Raw genomic sequence first — 14,228 nt, 5'->3', positions numbered from 1 at the left:
CTAGGATGATTTGTTCAAATCCCTTTCAAGGATTTCAACCATGACCTTTGTGTTGGCTCAATGGCTGGTGACAGTGTTTGCGGTGATCAGCCTGGTGCATGTGTATTGGGCGTTGGGTGGGCAATGGGCGGCGGTGGCGGCCGTTCCGCAAGTTCCGGAGGAAGGCTTGGTCGCGACGTTGCGACCGGCATTCAAACCGTCGGGCTGGATTACCTTGGTGGTGGCGGTTGTTTTATTGGCGATTGCCGCGCTGGTGTGTCTGCGGGTCGGGTGGGGCGTGGCGCCGGTACATCACAAGGCGTTGCAGTGGGTGATCAGTGTGATTGCGCTGCTGATGTTTGCCCGGGCGATTGGTGATTCGCATCTGGTGGGGTTTTTCAAGGAAGTGAAGGGTTCACGTTTTGCGCGGCTGGATACGTGGGTTTATTCGCCGTTGTGTGCGGTGTTGGGGGGCGGGTTGCTGGCGGTGGCTTGGGTTTGAGGTGAAGGCCAGATCAAAAGATCGCAGCCTGCGGCAGCTCCTACAGGGGAATGCGTTTGCCGCGGACTGTGTCTTTTAACGGATTAGCTACCGCTTTCTGTTCGTCGGCTGCTGACTTCGGCCGGCACATCATCCCCGGCCATGCGTTTGCGGAACAACGCCGCGCGCGCCAGTAGTAACGTGGTCACCGGTACCGTGATCGCCAATAAAATCGGGATCAGCCAGGCATGCAGCACCGGCCCGGACTTCAGCGCTGAAAAGCAAATGATCGAGGCCAGCGCCACACACCACGCTCCCAGTGTCGACGCGAGGGCCGGAGGGTGCATGCGCTGGAAGTAGTCCTTCATCCGCAACAACCCGATTGCGCCGATCAAGGCAAACACGCCGCTGAGCACCAGCAGGATCGCCACTGGAATCTCAACCCAAAGAGACAGTTCCGCGTTCATTCGATGACCTCGCCACGCAGCAGGAATTTCGCCAGGGCAAACGAACCGACGAAGCCGAACAGCGCGATCAGCAGCGCCGCCTCAAAGTAAGTGTCACTGGAGTAGCGAATGCCCAGGGTCAGCATCATCAGCATCGCAACGATGTACAGATAGTCCAGCGCCAGTACCCGGTCTTGCGCCGATGGCCCTTTGAACAGGCGGATCAGGGTCAGCACCATGGCCAGACAGAATAGAAACAGCGTCAGCAGAATCGCGTTCGACAGTAATGGGCTCATTCGAAAATCTCCATCAGCGGCCGCTCGTAAATGCTCTTGAAGTGCTCGATGAATTGCGCTTCGTCATCCAGATCCCAAACGTGTATCAGCAGAATGCTGCGATCCAGCGCCAGTTCGGACCACACCGTACCGGGCACTACCGTGCAGATCATCGACAATGCCGCCAGGCCGTGAGCGTCACGCAGGTCCAGCGGCACTTTGATAAAGCGCGAACGAGGCGGGCGGCGACCTGCGTTGAGTACACCCCACGCCACAATCAAGTTGGACGTCACCACATCACGACCAACCAGGAGGAACAGCCGCACGATTGTCCATGGACGGCGGATACGCACTTGCTTGGGACGCAATTTGCGCATCATCAACGGCGCAGCGAATCCGAGTATCGCGCCGAGCAGCAGGTTGCCCGGACTGATCGACAGGTTCAGCGTCAGCCACAAGATACACAGTGCCAATGACAGCAACGGTGCCGGAAATACGCGCTTCATGGCTGCACCTCCAGCAGGGCTGCCTTGCTTTCCGGGCTCGGTACGGCGCGAGTGCCGAGCACGGCATTGACGTACTGCTGCGGATTATTCAAAGCATCAGCCGTGGCCTGGGTGTAACGCAGCAGCGGTTCGGCCTTGAAGGTCAGGACAATGCTCAGCCCCAGCAGCAGGAAAATCGGCGCGCATTCGAGTTTGCGCAGCAGCGGTGACGGGCGCTCTTCTGGCGTCCAGAAGCGCTGGATGCCGAGACGCGAGAACGCCATCAACGCTGCCAAGCCGGACAGGATCAACAGCGCCAGCAACGCCCATGCCGCATTGGAAATCGGCGCGGCGGTGCCCAATCCCAGCGGATTAAGTAACGCGCTGATCAGGTTGAGTTTGCCGATGAAGCCGGACAGCGGTGGCATGCCAATGATCAACAGGGCGCAGGCAATGAAGCTCAAGCCGAGAAACGCCATGGTCCACGGAATGACCTGACCGACCACGGCTTTCTGTTCGTCGTCGAGGTTGATGCCTTTGGGCGGTTGCAGGGATTCCTGTGGTCGCGGCAGCAATTCGCTTTCGTCTTCCAGTGGGATTTCGTTGGCCGAGCGCGAACGCTCAATCAACTCGGCCAGCAGGAACAGCGCACTCAACGCCAGCGTCGAACTGACCAGATAGAACAAGGCCGCGCCGATCAGGTTCGGCTGCGCGAAGCCGACGGCCGACAGCAGAATCCCCGCCGACACCAGAATGCTCAGGCTGGCCATGCGCTCAAGGCGTTGCGCGGCAAGAATCGCCAGCGCTGCGCAGGCCATGGTCACCATGCCGCCGTAGATCAGCCAGTCACCACCGAAGAACGCCGAGGCCCCGGCCTGAGCCGAGAACAGCAGCGTCCACAGGCGCAGCAGGGTGTAGACGCCGACCTTGGTCATGATCGCGAACATCGCCGCTACCGGTGCGCTGGCCGAAGAGTAGGCCGGCACCAGCCAGAAGTTCAGCGGCCACATGCCGGCCTTGGCCAGGAACGCTACCGCGAGAATGCCTGCGCCGGCGTGCAGCAAGCCTTGGTCGGCTTCCGGAACCAGCGGAATTTTCAGCGCCAGATCGGCCATGTTCAGGGTGCCGGTGACGCCGTAGATCAACGCCGCGCCGATCAGAAACAGCGACGAGGCGAGCAGATTGATCGAAATGTAATGCAGCCCCGACGAAACCCGTGCCCGGCCCGAGCCATGTAGCAACAGGCCATAAGAGGCGGCCAGCAGCACTTCAAAGAACACGAACAGGTTGAACAGGTCAGCGGTCAGGAACGCGCCATACAAACCCATCAACTGGATCTGGAACAACGCGTGGAAGCTCGATCCCGCGCCGTCCCAACGCGCCATCGCGAAGAGCAGGGCGCTCACGCCGATGACTCCGGTCAGCACCAGCATCAGCGCCGACAGGCGATCAACCACCAGCACGATGCCGAACGGCGCCTGCCAGTTGCCCGGCAGGTATACGCCGATCGAGCCCGGCACGCCGGTGGTTTGCGTCCATTGCAGCAGCATCACCGAAATGAACAGGCCGAGGAGGCTGGAGGACAGGTTGATTTTCGCCTTCAGCGGCCGGTGCCGCTCGCCGAGCATCAGCATGATCGCGGCGGTCAGCAGGGGTAGCAGAATCGGTGCGGCGATCAGGTGAGTCATTGCCATCATTCTTTAGGCTCCCGGCCGTCGACGTGGTCGGTGCCGGTCAGGCCACGCGAGGCGAGCAGAACGACGAGGAACAACGCGGTCATGGCGAAGCTGATGACGATCGCGGTCAATACCAGCGCCTGCGGCAGCGGGTCGGTGTAGTGCAGCAAGTCCTGGGTCACGCCGTCCTTGATCACCGGCTCCTTGCCGATGAACAGGCTGCCCATGCTGAAGATGAACAGGTTGACCGCGTAGGACAGCAGGCACAGGCCCATGACCACCTGGAATGTACGTGGGCGCAGGATCAGCCAGACGCCGGAAGCGGCGAGAATGCCAATGGCGATTGCGATGACTTCTTCCATCAGACGGCTCCTTTGCTGGCGACGGCCTTGGGCAGGGACGCGTTCTTGTGACCACGCACCGATTGGTGGGCGAGAGCGGTGAGGATCAATAGCGTCGAGCCAACCACCACGCCGTACACGCCAATGTCGAAGAACAACGCGCTGGCGATATGGATGTCACCCAGTAGCGGCAAGGAGAAATGCCAGGTGTGAGTGGTGAGGAACGGATACCCGACCACCATCGCACCAAGCCCGGTGGCGGTGGCGAAGAGCAACCCGGTGCCCATCCAGCGCAGTGGCCGCAGACTCATTTGTGCCTCGACCCACTGCGTACCGGCGACCATGTATTGCAGGATGAACGCCACCGACATCACCAGCCCGGCGACAAACCCGCCGCCCGGCTGATTGTGTCCGCGCATGAACAGGTAGAACGACACCACCAGCGCAATCGGCAACAGCAGACGCACCAGCACCGCCGGCACCATCATGAAGCCGAGCGCGGTGTCGCTGGCCGAACGCGGGTTGACCAGATCGGTGACCACGTCCGGTGCCAGCAAGCGCTGCTGGGCCGGCAGTTGCAGGCTTTCTTTCGGTGGGCGGAAGCGGCGTAGCAGGGCGAACACAGTCAGCGCTACAGCGACCAGTACGGTGATTTCACCCAGGGTGTCGAAACCACGGAAGTCCACCAGCATCACGTTGACCACATTGCTGCCACCGCCCTCAGGCAGGGCGCGACTGAGGTAGAACGAGGAAATGTCATTCGGCGTCTGCCGCGTGAGCATTGCGTAGGAAAGCAGCGCCATGCCGGCGCCGACCGCAATCGACAGCATCAAGTCGCGCAGACGGCGGATACGTGCCTTGCGCAGGGTGCTCGGCAGTGGCGAGACCTCTTCGATCCGTCGTGGCAACCAGCGCAGACCGAGCAGGATCAGCACGGTGGTGACCACTTCCACAGCCAACTGCGTCAATGCCAGATCCGGTGCGGAGAACCAGACGAAGGTCACGCAGGTCATCAAGCCGCAGACGCTGACCATGGTCAGGGCAGCGAGACGGTGATACTTGGCCTGCCACGCGGCGCCGAGGGCACAGGCAATCGCCAGCAGCCACAGGGTCACGAAAACGATCGAGCCCGGAATCTTCGGCCGGTCACCCCAGCTCAGGCTGCTGTGCAGCATCGGGATCAACCCGGCGAGCACCGCCGCCAACACCACCAGGAACAATTGCATTTGCAGGCGTCGGGTGCCGAGTCGGCGTTCCACGCGCCGGGCCATCCGCATCATCACCACAAGGCTGCGCTCGAACAGGCGCTTGCCGTTGAAGCGTCCCACCAGTGGCGGGTATTTGAAGCGGCCGTGTCTGAACTGATTACGCAGCAACAGGTAAAGCACGATGCCGCCGGACATGGCGATCAGGCTCATGATCATCGGAGCGTTCAGACCGTGCCAGATTGCCAGGCTGTATTCCGGCAAGGTGCCACCCACTACGGGTTGCGCGGCAGCGGCGAGCAGCGGGCCGACCACTTGTGCCGGGAAAATCCCTACGATCAGGCAGGTAAACACCAGCAACTCGACCGGTGCACGCATCCAGCGCGGCGGCTCGTGCGGGGTGTGGGGCAGGTCGGTGGCGGGTGGGCCGAAGAACACATCGACGGTAAAACGCAGGGAATAGGCGACGCTGAATGTACCGGCAATGGTTGCGACAATCGGCAGCGCGGCTTCGACCCACGCCGTGGCATTGATGAACACGGTTTCGGCGAAGAACATCTCTTTCGACAGGAAGCCGTTTAGCAGTGGCACGCCGGCCATCGAGGCGCTGGCAACCATCGCCAGCGTTGCGGTAAACGGAATCAGCTTGATCAGACCGCTGAGCTTGCGGATGTCGCGGGTGCCGCTCTCGTGGTCGATGATGCCCGCAGCCATGAACAATGAGGCCTTGAACGTGGCGTGGTTGAGGATATGGAATACCGCTGCGACGGCGGCCAGCGGACTGTTCAGGCCCAGCAGCAACGTGATCAAGCCCAGATGGCTGATGGTCGAGTAGGCGAGCAGACCTTTGAGGTCGTTCTGGAACATTGCGCAGTACGCGCCGAGCAACAGCGTACACGCGCCAGCGCCGCTGACGATGTAGAACCATTCCTCACTGCCAGACAGCGATGGCCACAGGCGTGCGAGCAGGAAAACCCCGGCCTTGACCATGGTCGCCGAGTGCAGATACGCCGAGACGGGCGTGGGCGCCGCCATTGCGTGGGGCAGCCAGAAGTGGAAGGGGAATTGCGCGCTTTTGCTCAAGGCGCCGATGAGAATGAGGGGTAACAGGATTGGGTAGAGGGCATGTGCACGAATCAGATCGCCGGCGGCCAGGACCTTGTCAAGGTCGTAGCTGCCGACGACATGGCCGAGGATCATGACCCCCGCCAGCAGGCATAGTCCGCCGGCCCCGGTGACCATCAGCGCCATGTAGGCGCCACGGCGGGCATCGGAGCGGTGGTGCCAGTAACCGATCAGCAGGAAAGAGAAGAGGCTGGTCAGCTCCCAGAAAAACACGATCTGGATGAGGTTGCCGGAGATCACCAGGCCAAGCATGGCGCCCATGAACGCCAGGAAAAATGCGAAGAATCGCGGCACCGGGTCGTCTGGCGACATGTAGTAGCGGGCATATAAAGAGACGAGTGAGCCGATCCCGAGTACCAGTATCGAGAACAGCCAGGCGAAACCGTCCATGCGCAGAACGAAGTTCAGCCCGAGACTGGGTAACCACATGAATTCTTCGCGAATGACGCCGCCATGGGCAATCTGCGGGTACAACAACGCCACCTGGACGACGCCGATCAAAGCGACCAGGCCTGCCAACAGGGATTCGGTATTACGCGCATTGTGTGGCAGCACCGCTGCCAGACAGCTGCCAATGAATGGCAGAAGCAGTAGAACTATCAGGGACATAGGCTTCTAATCTGCGGAAGTTTGTGAAGCATCATACGTGCCAGCTCCCCGATCACCAAACGCCAGGATGTCTCAGAATCCTACAAAGTAGTCTGGATATTTGTGTTTAGCGTTGTTTCATGGGCGAAAAAAGATCGCAGCCTGCGGCAGCTCCTACAGGAAAACGCATTCCAACGTAGGAGCTGCCGAAGGCTGCGATCTTTTGATCTTCAAGATCCTCAGCGCTCAGTCTCGCGGTCAAAATCCTCCAGCACTTCCTCCGAATGCTTACCCTTGGTCTTCAACTCACTGACGATCACCGCCGCCACAATCAACCCGGCCCCCAACAGAGCAATCGCCGGCAAACGCTCGCCAGCAAGCCGCCCGACAATCCCTGCCCATACCGGCTCACCGGCATAGATCAGTGTCGCCCGCGTCGGCGAAACACTCTTCTGCGCCCAGTTCATCGCCACCTGAATGGCCGCACTCGCCGCGCCCAGGCCCAAAGCCGTTGCGAGCAGCAGCCAGGAAAAGTCCGGAAGCGCTTCGCCCGTCGGCACCACCATCAAGAATGACAACACCGAGGTCGTTGCCAGTTGCACCACCGTCACCCGGCGCACATCCACTTGGCCGGCGTAGGTGCTGATCAGAATGATTTCGGCGGCAATGGCTACGGCGCTGATCAGTGTGGCGATTTCACCGGGGCTGAAATTCAGCGAGGCTCCTGACGGCCCCGACAACAGCATCAATCCGGTAAACGCCAGCATGATGCCAATGCTCGGCATCAACCCCGGTCGTCGCCCCAGCACCAGCCATTGCAGCAGCGGCACGAATGGCACATACAGCGCGGTAATAAACGCCGACTGACTGCTCGCAATCGTCTGCAACCCGACCGTCTGCAAGCCGTAACCGAGCATGATTGCGACGCCAATGAAGGCGCCTGCCTTGAGTTCGAACAGAGTCAGCTCACGCAGGTGCCGCCACGAAAAAAGCGCGACGATGGCAGCTGCGGCGGCAAAGCGCAGGCCGACGAAGAACATCGGGCCGCTGACGGTCATCGCATGCTGCACCAGCAAAAAGGTGCCGCCCCAGATCATGGTGATCACCACCAGCACGCACTCGGCCTTGCTGAAGCGGGAGAAACGAGGGGAGGTGTCGGAGCGATTCACTGACGTCATGTCCTTGCGCGCGGGAGAAAGAGCGACGCACAATGCGCCAAATGTTGCGCAGTATACTGCCCAACCCCACCGAGTGAGCAATATAGTGCACAAAGATTCCAGCCAACGCGCCTCCGTCCTGCAACACGTCAGCCAGAACGTCCGGCGCTTGCGGCACGCTGCCGACATGAGCCAGACCGCGCTGGCGGAAAAGTCCGGAGTCAGTCGGCGGATGTTGGTGGCGATTGAGGCGGGCGAAAAGAACGTCAGCCTGACCACCCTCGACCGCGTCGCCGAAGCACTCGACGTTGCCTTCAGCGATTTGATCCAGGCCCCCGACGCGCGCGATCCGAGCCGCATCAACGAAGTGGCGTGGGCCGGAAGCATCCCCGGCAGCAAAGCCGTGTTGCTGTCGAAAGCCACCGCTACCCGCGAAGTCGAACAATGGGAATGGTGCTTGCAACCGGGCGAGGTCTATCCGTCGCAACCGGACGCCGATGGCTGGAGTGAACAGATTTATGTGTTCGAGGGTTGCCTGACCTTGATGCTCGGCGATCATGCGCAGCAGATCAGCACGGGGGAGTTCTTCATGTTTGCCAGTAATCAGCCCCATGCTTATCGCAATGATGGGGATGTGGCGGCGCGGTTTGTGCGCAATGTGGTGATTTGAATGAACCAGCACGCAGACATTCTGATCATTGGCGGTGGCCTCAGCGGCACGATGCTGGCGGTGCAGTTGTTGCGTCGGCCAGGCCAGCGCAGGATTCTGGTCATCGAGCCGCGCGCGGAACTCGGCCGTGGCGAGGCCTACAGTGCAGTCGAGTTGGGCCACACGCTCAATGGCAACGCGGCGCGGATGAGCGTCGATCCGGATAACCCGGATGATTTGACGCAATGGTTGGCCGAGCACATTGCTGCGGGTGGCTGGCCCGAGTCTGCCGAACAGCAGGTGCCGGTCAGTGAACTGTTCCCGCCCCGCGGATTGTTCGGCGTTTATGTGCAGCAGCGTTTAGCCGAAGCACGCAATGTTGGTGCGCAGATGGGATCGACCGTCGAGCACATCTGCGCAGAAGCCGTCGACCTGCAAATCAATAAGGATTCGGTGCAGCTCACCTTGAACAATGGCCAGCAATTGCACGGCGCGTACGCAGTGCTCGCAACCGGCATGTTCCCCGCCGCACGCACGCCGCAGAAGCAATCCAGCGGTCTAAACGCTGCCGCGCTGGATCCGTGGGATGTCGCGGCCATGCGTCAGCTCGATGCGCAATCGAGCGTGCTGATCATTGGTTCCGGCCTGACCATGGTCGATGCGGTGGTTTCGCTGGAACAGGCCGGGCATCGTGGGCCTATCGAAGTGTTTTCCCGTCACGGCTTGCTGCCCCATGTGCGTCGGCAACCGCCGGCGTGGGTGGATTTCCTTGCTGAAGACCATGGCATTCGTTCCCCCCGACAGTTATTGCGCGAGCTGCGACGGCATTGCCGCGACGCCATCGCACAAGGCATCGACTGGCAAGCGCCGCTGGACACGGTGCGAGCACACATCGGCCGACTGTGGAGCCAGGCAACTGATGTGCAGCGTCGACAATTCGTACGTCATGTGCGGCCTTGGTGGGAAAGCCATCACCACCGTTCGCCACCGCTGAGTGCGCAGTTGGTCGAGCGTCTGCAAAGCGAAGGGCGGTTGCGGATTCACGCGGCTTCGTTCAAAGGGCTTGAACCTTGCGCGCAGAGTGGTGTGAGTATTCGCATTCGTCCGCGGGGTGAAGCGCAAACCTGCGTGCTACATGGCGCCGCGCTGATCAACTCCAGCGGTATCGAATATGACTGGCGTCGAGTGGCGCGACCGTTGCCACAGCAATTGTTGGCGCGGGGATTGGTACTACCGGGGCCGTTGGCGTTAGGGATAGCGGCAGCGACTGACGGAGGTGTTGTGGACGAACACGGGCAAGCAGCGAGTCGCTTGTTCGCAATGGGCCCGCCGTTGCGCGGGATGTGGTGGGAGAGTACGGCGGTGACGGATGTGGCGCTGCAGGCGAAGGCGCTGGCGGCGCGGTTGACGGATTGAGAGGGCCTGCGGGGTTGAGGGTGTACGTTCGGCCGTCATCGCTGGCAAGCCAGCTCCCACAGGGTCTTGCGTTGAGCACAAGATCTTTGCCCAACACAAATTCCTGTAGGAGCTGCGGCACGCTGCGATCTTTTGATTTTGACCTTTGAAAACAAGATCAAAAGATCGCAGCGTGCCGCAGCTCCTACAGGGGGCTTGTGTGGCTGAACCTTACGCCACCACTCGATAGCACGGCACATACGCCGCGCCGCCCGGCAGTTTCATCCGGTGCTGGGCGACGAAGGCTTTGAGCAGTGCGTCGAGCGGTTGCATGATCGCGGCGTCACCGCGGATCTGGTAAGGGCCGTGTTCCTCGATCAGGCGAATGCCCTTGTCTTTGACGTTACCCGCCACGATCCCTGAGAACGCCCGGCGCAGGTTGGCCGCGAGTTCATGCGGTGGCTGGTCGCGGTGCAGTTTCAGGTTGGCCATGTTTTCGTGGGTCGGATCGAACGGACGCTGGAAACCCTCATCGATCTTCAGCAGCCAGTTGAAGTGGAACGCGTCGTTACGCTCGCGGCGGAACTGCTTCACGGCTTTCAGGCCCTGGGTCATCTGGCGCGCGACTTCAGTCGGGTCGTCGATGATGATTTCGTAGTGCTGCTTGGCCGCTTCACCGAGGGTCGCGATGACGAACGCGTCGAGCTGCTCCAGATACGGCGCAGCATGTTTCGGCCCGGTCAGGATGACCGGGAACGGCAGGCCTTCGTTGTCCGGATGCATGAGGATGCCCAGCAGATAGAGGAACTCTTCCGCCGTACCGGCACCGCCCGGGAAGATGATGATGCCGTGGCCGACACGCACGAACGCTTCCAGACGTTTTTCGATGTCCGGCAGGATCACCAGCTCATTGACGATCGGATTTGGCGCTTCGGCAGCGATGATGCCCGGCTCGGTCAGACCGAGGTAGCGACCGCCGTGAATACGCTGTTTGGCGTGGGCGATGGTCGCGCCTTTCATCGGGCCCTTCATCACGCCGGGGCCGCAGCCGGTGCAGATGTCGAGGCTGCGCAGGCCCAGTTCGTGGCCGACTTTCTTGGTGTATTTGTATTCTTCGGTGTTGATCGAGTGACCGCCCCAGCACACGACGATTTTCGGCTCGACACCCGGGCGCAGGGTGCGGGCATTGCGCAGCAGGTGGAAGACGTAGTCGCTGATGCCTTGGGAGGTGCTGAGATCGATGCGTTGGCTGTCGAGTTCGTTTTCGGTGTAGACGATGTCACGCAGGGCGCTGAACAGCATTTCCCGGGTGCTGGCGATCATTTCGCCGTCGACGAAGGCATCGGCCGGAGCGTTCAGCAGCTCGAGGCGCACACCGCGATCCTGCTGGTGAATACGGATTTCGAAGTCCTTGTAGGCTTCAAGAATGGTCTTGGCGTTATCGACATGAGCGCCGGTGTTGAGGATGGCCAGGGCGCACTGGCGGAAGAGGGTGTAGGTGCTGCCGGATCCGGCTTCGCTCAGTTGCTGCACTTCACGTTGAGAAAGGGTTTCCAGGCTGCCTTTGGGGCTGACCGAAGCATTGATTACGTGTCGTTGGGTCATGCAATGATCCTTAAAACGATGTCATCCCAAAACCAGGCGGATGGCATCCGAATAGTGTGTATCCATGAATGAAGATGGCACGATCTGCGCTATACCGCCATGTCCCCGTTGGACGATGAAAAGATGAAAAGGGCCCCCAGCATAGCTAAATCCATCGCAGAGGCGATAATGCGCGGGCCCGTTTTTCTGTTGCACCTTTTTTTCTCGCTCAAGGAAGTCATTTGTGATGTTCGAGATTCAGCCGATGGACGCCGCCACTTTTCGCCAGCAGACCCGCCGCAGCACGCTGATCATCGCCGTGCTGTTCCTGGTGCTGGCGATGTTGTTTTCGACGGCGGCGGTGGCGCTGTTCGGCGAGCCTGACGGCGATAACCTGCGATTCAATGTCGGCGGGGTGTTTCTGGCGTTCTTGCTGACGGGGGCGTTGTTGCGTGGGCGCTTCTGGAATCAGAGCTGGATGGCGCCGGCGGTGTATAGCTGGCGGCTCAAGCGCAATTTGATGAGCGTTACCAACGTGATGCATCAGGTGACGGCGGCAGTGGAAAATAATGACCCGATCGCGATGAAAGTGTTGCGCTTCTATCACCAGGGGCTGACGCAAATGCATGAACTGGATGGCAACTCCAGCGATCATGCGCAGTTGCATCGCGAAGTCGAGCAGCACAAGGAGCGGATGCAAGCGCTGGGTCTCGATATCGACCAGCCACGCCTTGATCCGGCGTGGCTGGAGGCCCTGAAACCTGCGTCGCGTTAAAACGGAATACGGCTCGCTCGGCGCAGTTTCCACGAGCGGATCAATCGCCCGTACACCAGCAGATTGATCAGCAGCACCACACTGCCCAGCACCAGTTGGATCTGCGGTGTGAGCCCGGCCGGATAGATGATCGGCCAGATGTAATGTTCGATGAAACCGCCGGCGTACTCGGTTTGCCCGGCGGCGTGGCGCATCAGGTTTTCCCAGTAGGTCAGGGGGCAGGTCAGGTGCAACACCTCGACCGCGAAGCCCCACGCGGCGGCCGGCAAGTGCAGCCACATCAGCCGCGGCCACTTGAGCACCAGCAATCCGCCGAACAGCACGAATAGAATGAACAGCAAATGAAACAGCACCAGCCCGTCGGCTGCGATTCGGTACAGCATGTCGTCTCCCTGACGCATTTGTGATGGGTTCCATGGTACGCCAGTGGCGCTTTACGGACGGCGCGATTTATCGCAATTGCTATGCTTTATCGGTGATCAATTACTTCTGAAAGCGAGGCGGACATGGCAACTGATAAAACGCATCTGGATGATGAGGATGAGCCATCAGAAGAAGAGGTCGAACAACAGAAGAGGAGAGAGGAGCAGACCTGGAAACATGACGACAGCAGAGAGCTGTCGGATCGGGATCAGGAACGCCCGCTAAAACCTTGAACGATGAATAGCAAAAGCCCCGAATCAACGGGGCTTTGACGTTTCAAAGGTCTTCCAACTGCTTGAAATCGGGGTGTGCCGCCCGATAACCCAGGGTTCGGTCGATCCAGGCGCTCAGCTCGTTGACCATCACCGGAGCATGGCCGGGATAACCCTCAAGGGTGGTGCGCAGGATACGTTCAATGTCAGGGACTGAACTCAGGTTTCGGGTCTTGATGTAATGGCCGATAAAACATTCGAGTTGAAAGCGTTCTGTCGTGGACAGATGAATACACTCCAGGCCACTGACCTGTTTGATTGCAAAATCGTCGCGCAACTTATTTCTCTGCAAGGCTTGTAAAAGTTATGGGGAATCCTGGTTTCTTGACTCTTTGGTCAACTGGTATACCAAACGGAAATGCGGCGCGCATGCTATCCGTAGCGAATGTAAATGTATGTATGACGATTGAAATGTCAGACAAGCGGTTAGTTCGCTCAAACGACTGTTTTATTTACGTTTGTCTCAAGATTGATACACCATTTGTAAAGCCTGTGCGCCACCTGTAGGAGCTGTCGAAGGCTGCGGTCTTTTGATCTGGAAAAGCAAAAGATCTCAGCCTTTGGCAACTCCTACATAAGAGAGAACGTGTGGCGCTGGCAAATTTTCAGGCCACTTCAGCGATCAGTTTGGGGCCTTGGTTGCGTGAGTTGCCGACGGCTTTGTCGACTTTGTGCCACTCAAACGCCGCCGCGTCTTCACCCTCGAACAGCAGCATCTGCTCGGCACGTTCCACGGGCGTCGCGGGGTCGAGCCATTCGCGCGCCATTTCAGCGTTGAGCACCACCGGCCGACGGTCGTGAATATCGAGCATGCCGCCCTTGCTGTCGGCCGTGATGATGACGAAGCCATCGTCGTCCCGAGCGTCCGCACCCGGTGTCGGAAATTGCCCAATGGCGGCGCAGAAAACTGGCCCCTGATCCACGCGACGAATCAGCCATGGTTGTCGGGTTTTGTCCTCGGCATCGACCCATTCAAACCAGTTATCGACCGGTACGATCAAGCGGTGACGCCAGATCGCGCGGAAAAACGGCCCGTGCGCGACTTTCTCCACCCGCGCATTGATCGGTGCGGCGCGATCCTTTGCCCAGTGCGGACGCCAGCCCCAGCGCAGGTTGTCCGCGTAAACGCGTTGTTCGTATTGATGCAGGACCGCCAGCGCGGTGGTCGGCGCGGCGTTGTAGCGAGCCAGCGGCGCATCGCCGACATGATTGATCAGCGCATCGGGAATGCTCAGCACTGCGACGAAATCGTGAATGCCCCGGTACTGCGAGAGTCTTCCGCACATTGGCTGAATCTCCTGTAGGAAATATCAGCTTAGTTGACCTCGTTTAACCGGTCACTGGCGCACTGAACGAGCGCCGGAACCAAACC

Annotated in this window: 16 protein-coding genes; 5 read left to right on the top strand and 11 right to left on the bottom strand. The window is 60.0% G+C overall.

The features are described from left to right. Window positions 1-40: 40 nt before the first annotated feature. Window positions 41-481 (top strand): DUF3995 domain-containing protein, encoded by a 441-nt coding sequence (locus ACA061_RS15565; RefSeq protein ID WP_150602809.1) that lies wholly within the window; start codon window positions 41-43, stop codon window positions 479-481. Between the two features lie 83 nt (window positions 482-564). On the opposite strand, the gene ACA061_RS15560 is transcribed toward ACA061_RS15565, so the two are convergent. The 7 genes from ACA061_RS15560 to ACA061_RS15530 all read right to left on the bottom strand — a co-directional run bounded on the left by ACA061_RS15560 (window position 565) and on the right by ACA061_RS15530 (window position 7,779). Beyond that, window positions 565-927 carry a Na+/H+ antiporter subunit G gene (locus ACA061_RS15560; protein ID WP_064587971.1) on the bottom strand — a complete coding sequence of 121 codons (363 nt, stop codon included), beginning with the start codon at window positions 925-927 and terminating at the stop codon, window positions 565-567. Next, window positions 924-1,202 carry a K+/H+ antiporter subunit F gene (locus ACA061_RS15555; protein WP_150602808.1) on the bottom strand — a complete coding sequence of 93 codons (279 nt, stop codon included), beginning with the start codon at window positions 1,200-1,202 and terminating at the stop codon, window positions 924-926. The genes ACA061_RS15560 and ACA061_RS15555 overlap by 4 nt, the downstream gene beginning before the upstream one ends. Beyond that, complete coding sequence (locus ACA061_RS15550) at window positions 1,199-1,687, bottom strand: Na+/H+ antiporter subunit E (protein WP_210699842.1); 489 nt, start codon at window positions 1,685-1,687, stop codon at window positions 1,199-1,201. The genes ACA061_RS15555 and ACA061_RS15550 overlap by 4 nt, the downstream gene beginning before the upstream one ends. Then, a complete protein-coding gene (locus ACA061_RS15545) occupies window positions 1,684-3,363 on the bottom strand; it encodes a monovalent cation/H+ antiporter subunit D (RefSeq protein WP_497299560.1) in 1,680 nt (559 codons plus the stop codon). The genes ACA061_RS15550 and ACA061_RS15545 overlap by 4 nt, the downstream gene beginning before the upstream one ends. Next, window positions 3,360-3,704 carry a Na+/H+ antiporter subunit C gene (locus ACA061_RS15540; RefSeq protein WP_016775082.1) on the bottom strand — a complete coding sequence of 115 codons (345 nt, stop codon included), beginning with the start codon at window positions 3,702-3,704 and terminating at the stop codon, window positions 3,360-3,362. The genes ACA061_RS15545 and ACA061_RS15540 overlap by 4 nt, the downstream gene beginning before the upstream one ends. Then, the gene (locus tag ACA061_RS15535; protein ID WP_497299559.1) at window positions 3,704-6,622 is read right to left on the bottom strand and encodes a monovalent cation/H+ antiporter subunit A; all 2,919 of its coding nucleotides are present in this window, start codon (window positions 6,620-6,622) and stop codon (window positions 3,704-3,706) included. The genes ACA061_RS15540 and ACA061_RS15535 overlap by 1 nt, the downstream gene beginning before the upstream one ends. A gap of 218 nt (window positions 6,623-6,840) precedes the next feature. Next, entirely contained in the window at window positions 6,841-7,779 is a 939-nt protein-coding gene (locus ACA061_RS15530; RefSeq protein WP_497299558.1) for a DMT family transporter, read from the bottom strand. A gap of 85 nt (window positions 7,780-7,864) precedes the next feature. Here ACA061_RS15530 and ACA061_RS15525 point away from each other — a divergent pair, with 85 nt between their 5' ends. Continuing rightward, a complete protein-coding gene (locus ACA061_RS15525) occupies window positions 7,865-8,428 on the top strand; it encodes a helix-turn-helix domain-containing protein (RefSeq protein ID WP_210552951.1) in 564 nt (187 codons plus the stop codon). Then, a complete protein-coding gene (locus ACA061_RS15520) occupies window positions 8,429-9,823 on the top strand; it encodes an FAD/NAD(P)-binding protein (protein WP_497299557.1) in 1,395 nt (464 codons plus the stop codon). It begins immediately after the preceding gene. 210 nt (window positions 9,824-10,033) lie between these two features. On the opposite strand, the gene ppnN is transcribed toward ACA061_RS15520, so the two are convergent. Then, window positions 10,034-11,407: a nucleotide 5'-monophosphate nucleosidase PpnN gene (gene ppnN, locus ACA061_RS15515; protein WP_042559566.1), complete on the bottom strand. Its 1,374-nt coding sequence runs from the start codon at window positions 11,405-11,407 to the stop codon at window positions 10,034-10,036. Window positions 11,408-11,633: 226 nt separating this feature from the next. Here ppnN and ACA061_RS15510 point away from each other — a divergent pair, with 226 nt between their 5' ends. Beyond that, the gene (locus ACA061_RS15510; protein WP_497299556.1) at window positions 11,634-12,161 is read left to right on the top strand and encodes a DUF3087 domain-containing protein; all 528 of its coding nucleotides are present in this window, start codon (window positions 11,634-11,636) and stop codon (window positions 12,159-12,161) included. Here ACA061_RS15510 and ACA061_RS15505 read toward each other — a convergent pair. Then, window positions 12,158-12,544: a DUF2784 domain-containing protein gene (locus ACA061_RS15505; RefSeq protein ID WP_150615356.1), complete on the bottom strand. Its 387-nt coding sequence runs from the start codon at window positions 12,542-12,544 to the stop codon at window positions 12,158-12,160. The two genes, ACA061_RS15510 and ACA061_RS15505, sit on opposite strands and share 4 nt — an antisense overlap. Window positions 12,545-12,667: 123 nt before the next feature. Here ACA061_RS15505 and ACA061_RS15500 point away from each other — a divergent pair, with 123 nt between their 5' ends. Next, window positions 12,668-12,817 carry a hypothetical protein gene (locus ACA061_RS15500; protein ID WP_191626427.1) on the top strand — a complete coding sequence of 50 codons (150 nt, stop codon included), beginning with the start codon at window positions 12,668-12,670 and terminating at the stop codon, window positions 12,815-12,817. A gap of 43 nt (window positions 12,818-12,860) precedes the next feature. On the opposite strand, the gene ACA061_RS15495 is transcribed toward ACA061_RS15500, so the two are convergent. Next, entirely contained in the window at window positions 12,861-13,133 is a 273-nt protein-coding gene (locus tag ACA061_RS15495) for a hypothetical protein (RefSeq protein ID WP_210552948.1), read from the bottom strand. Between the two features lie 328 nt (window positions 13,134-13,461). After that, the gene (locus ACA061_RS15490; protein ID WP_497299555.1) at window positions 13,462-14,142 is read right to left on the bottom strand and encodes an SOS response-associated peptidase; all 681 of its coding nucleotides are present in this window, start codon (window positions 14,140-14,142) and stop codon (window positions 13,462-13,464) included. Window positions 14,143-14,228: the final 86 nt, after the last annotated feature.

Source organism: Pseudomonas sp. LBUM1668, assembly GCF_059695715.1.
Note: the sequence above shows the minus strand (reverse complement) of the source record. Positions and strands in the feature narration are given on the sequence as shown.

Excerpts from the sequence above, each read along its gene's own strand:
- ACA061_RS15565 (WP_150602809.1), top strand. The coding sequence starts at position 41 with ATGACCTTTGTGTTGGCTCAATGGCTGGTGACAGTGTTTGCGGTGATC.
- ACA061_RS15560 (WP_064587971.1), bottom strand. The coding sequence starts at position 927 with ATGAACGCGGAACTGTCTCTTTGGGTTGAGATTCCAGTGGCGATCCTG.
- ACA061_RS15555 (WP_150602808.1), bottom strand. The coding sequence starts at position 1,202 with ATGAGCCCATTACTGTCGAACGCGATTCTGCTGACGCTGTTTCTATTC.
- ACA061_RS15550 (WP_210699842.1), bottom strand. The coding sequence starts at position 1,687 with ATGAAGCGCGTATTTCCGGCACCGTTGCTGTCATTGGCACTGTGTATC.
- ACA061_RS15545 (WP_497299560.1), bottom strand. The coding sequence starts at position 3,363 with ATGATGGCAATGACTCACCTGATCGCCGCACCGATTCTGCTACCCCTG.
- ACA061_RS15540 (WP_016775082.1), bottom strand. The coding sequence starts at position 3,704 with ATGGAAGAAGTCATCGCAATCGCCATTGGCATTCTCGCCGCTTCCGGC.
- ACA061_RS15535 (WP_497299559.1), bottom strand. The coding sequence starts at position 6,622 with ATGTCCCTGATAGTTCTACTGCTTCTGCCATTCATTGGCAGCTGTCTG.
- ACA061_RS15530 (WP_497299558.1), bottom strand. The coding sequence starts at position 7,779 with ATGACGTCAGTGAATCGCTCCGACACCTCCCCTCGTTTCTCCCGCTTC.
- ACA061_RS15520 (WP_497299557.1), top strand. The coding sequence starts at position 8,429 with ATGAACCAGCACGCAGACATTCTGATCATTGGCGGTGGCCTCAGCGGC.
- ppnN (WP_042559566.1), bottom strand. The coding sequence starts at position 11,407 with ATGACCCAACGACACGTAATCAATGCTTCGGTCAGCCCCAAAGGCAGC.
- ACA061_RS15510 (WP_497299556.1), top strand. The coding sequence starts at position 11,634 with ATGTTCGAGATTCAGCCGATGGACGCCGCCACTTTTCGCCAGCAGACC.
- ACA061_RS15505 (WP_150615356.1), bottom strand. The coding sequence starts at position 12,544 with ATGCTGTACCGAATCGCAGCCGACGGGCTGGTGCTGTTTCATTTGCTG.
- ACA061_RS15500 (WP_191626427.1), top strand. The coding sequence starts at position 12,668 with ATGGCAACTGATAAAACGCATCTGGATGATGAGGATGAGCCATCAGAA.
- ACA061_RS15490 (WP_497299555.1), bottom strand. The coding sequence starts at position 14,142 with ATGTGCGGAAGACTCTCGCAGTACCGGGGCATTCACGATTTCGTCGCA.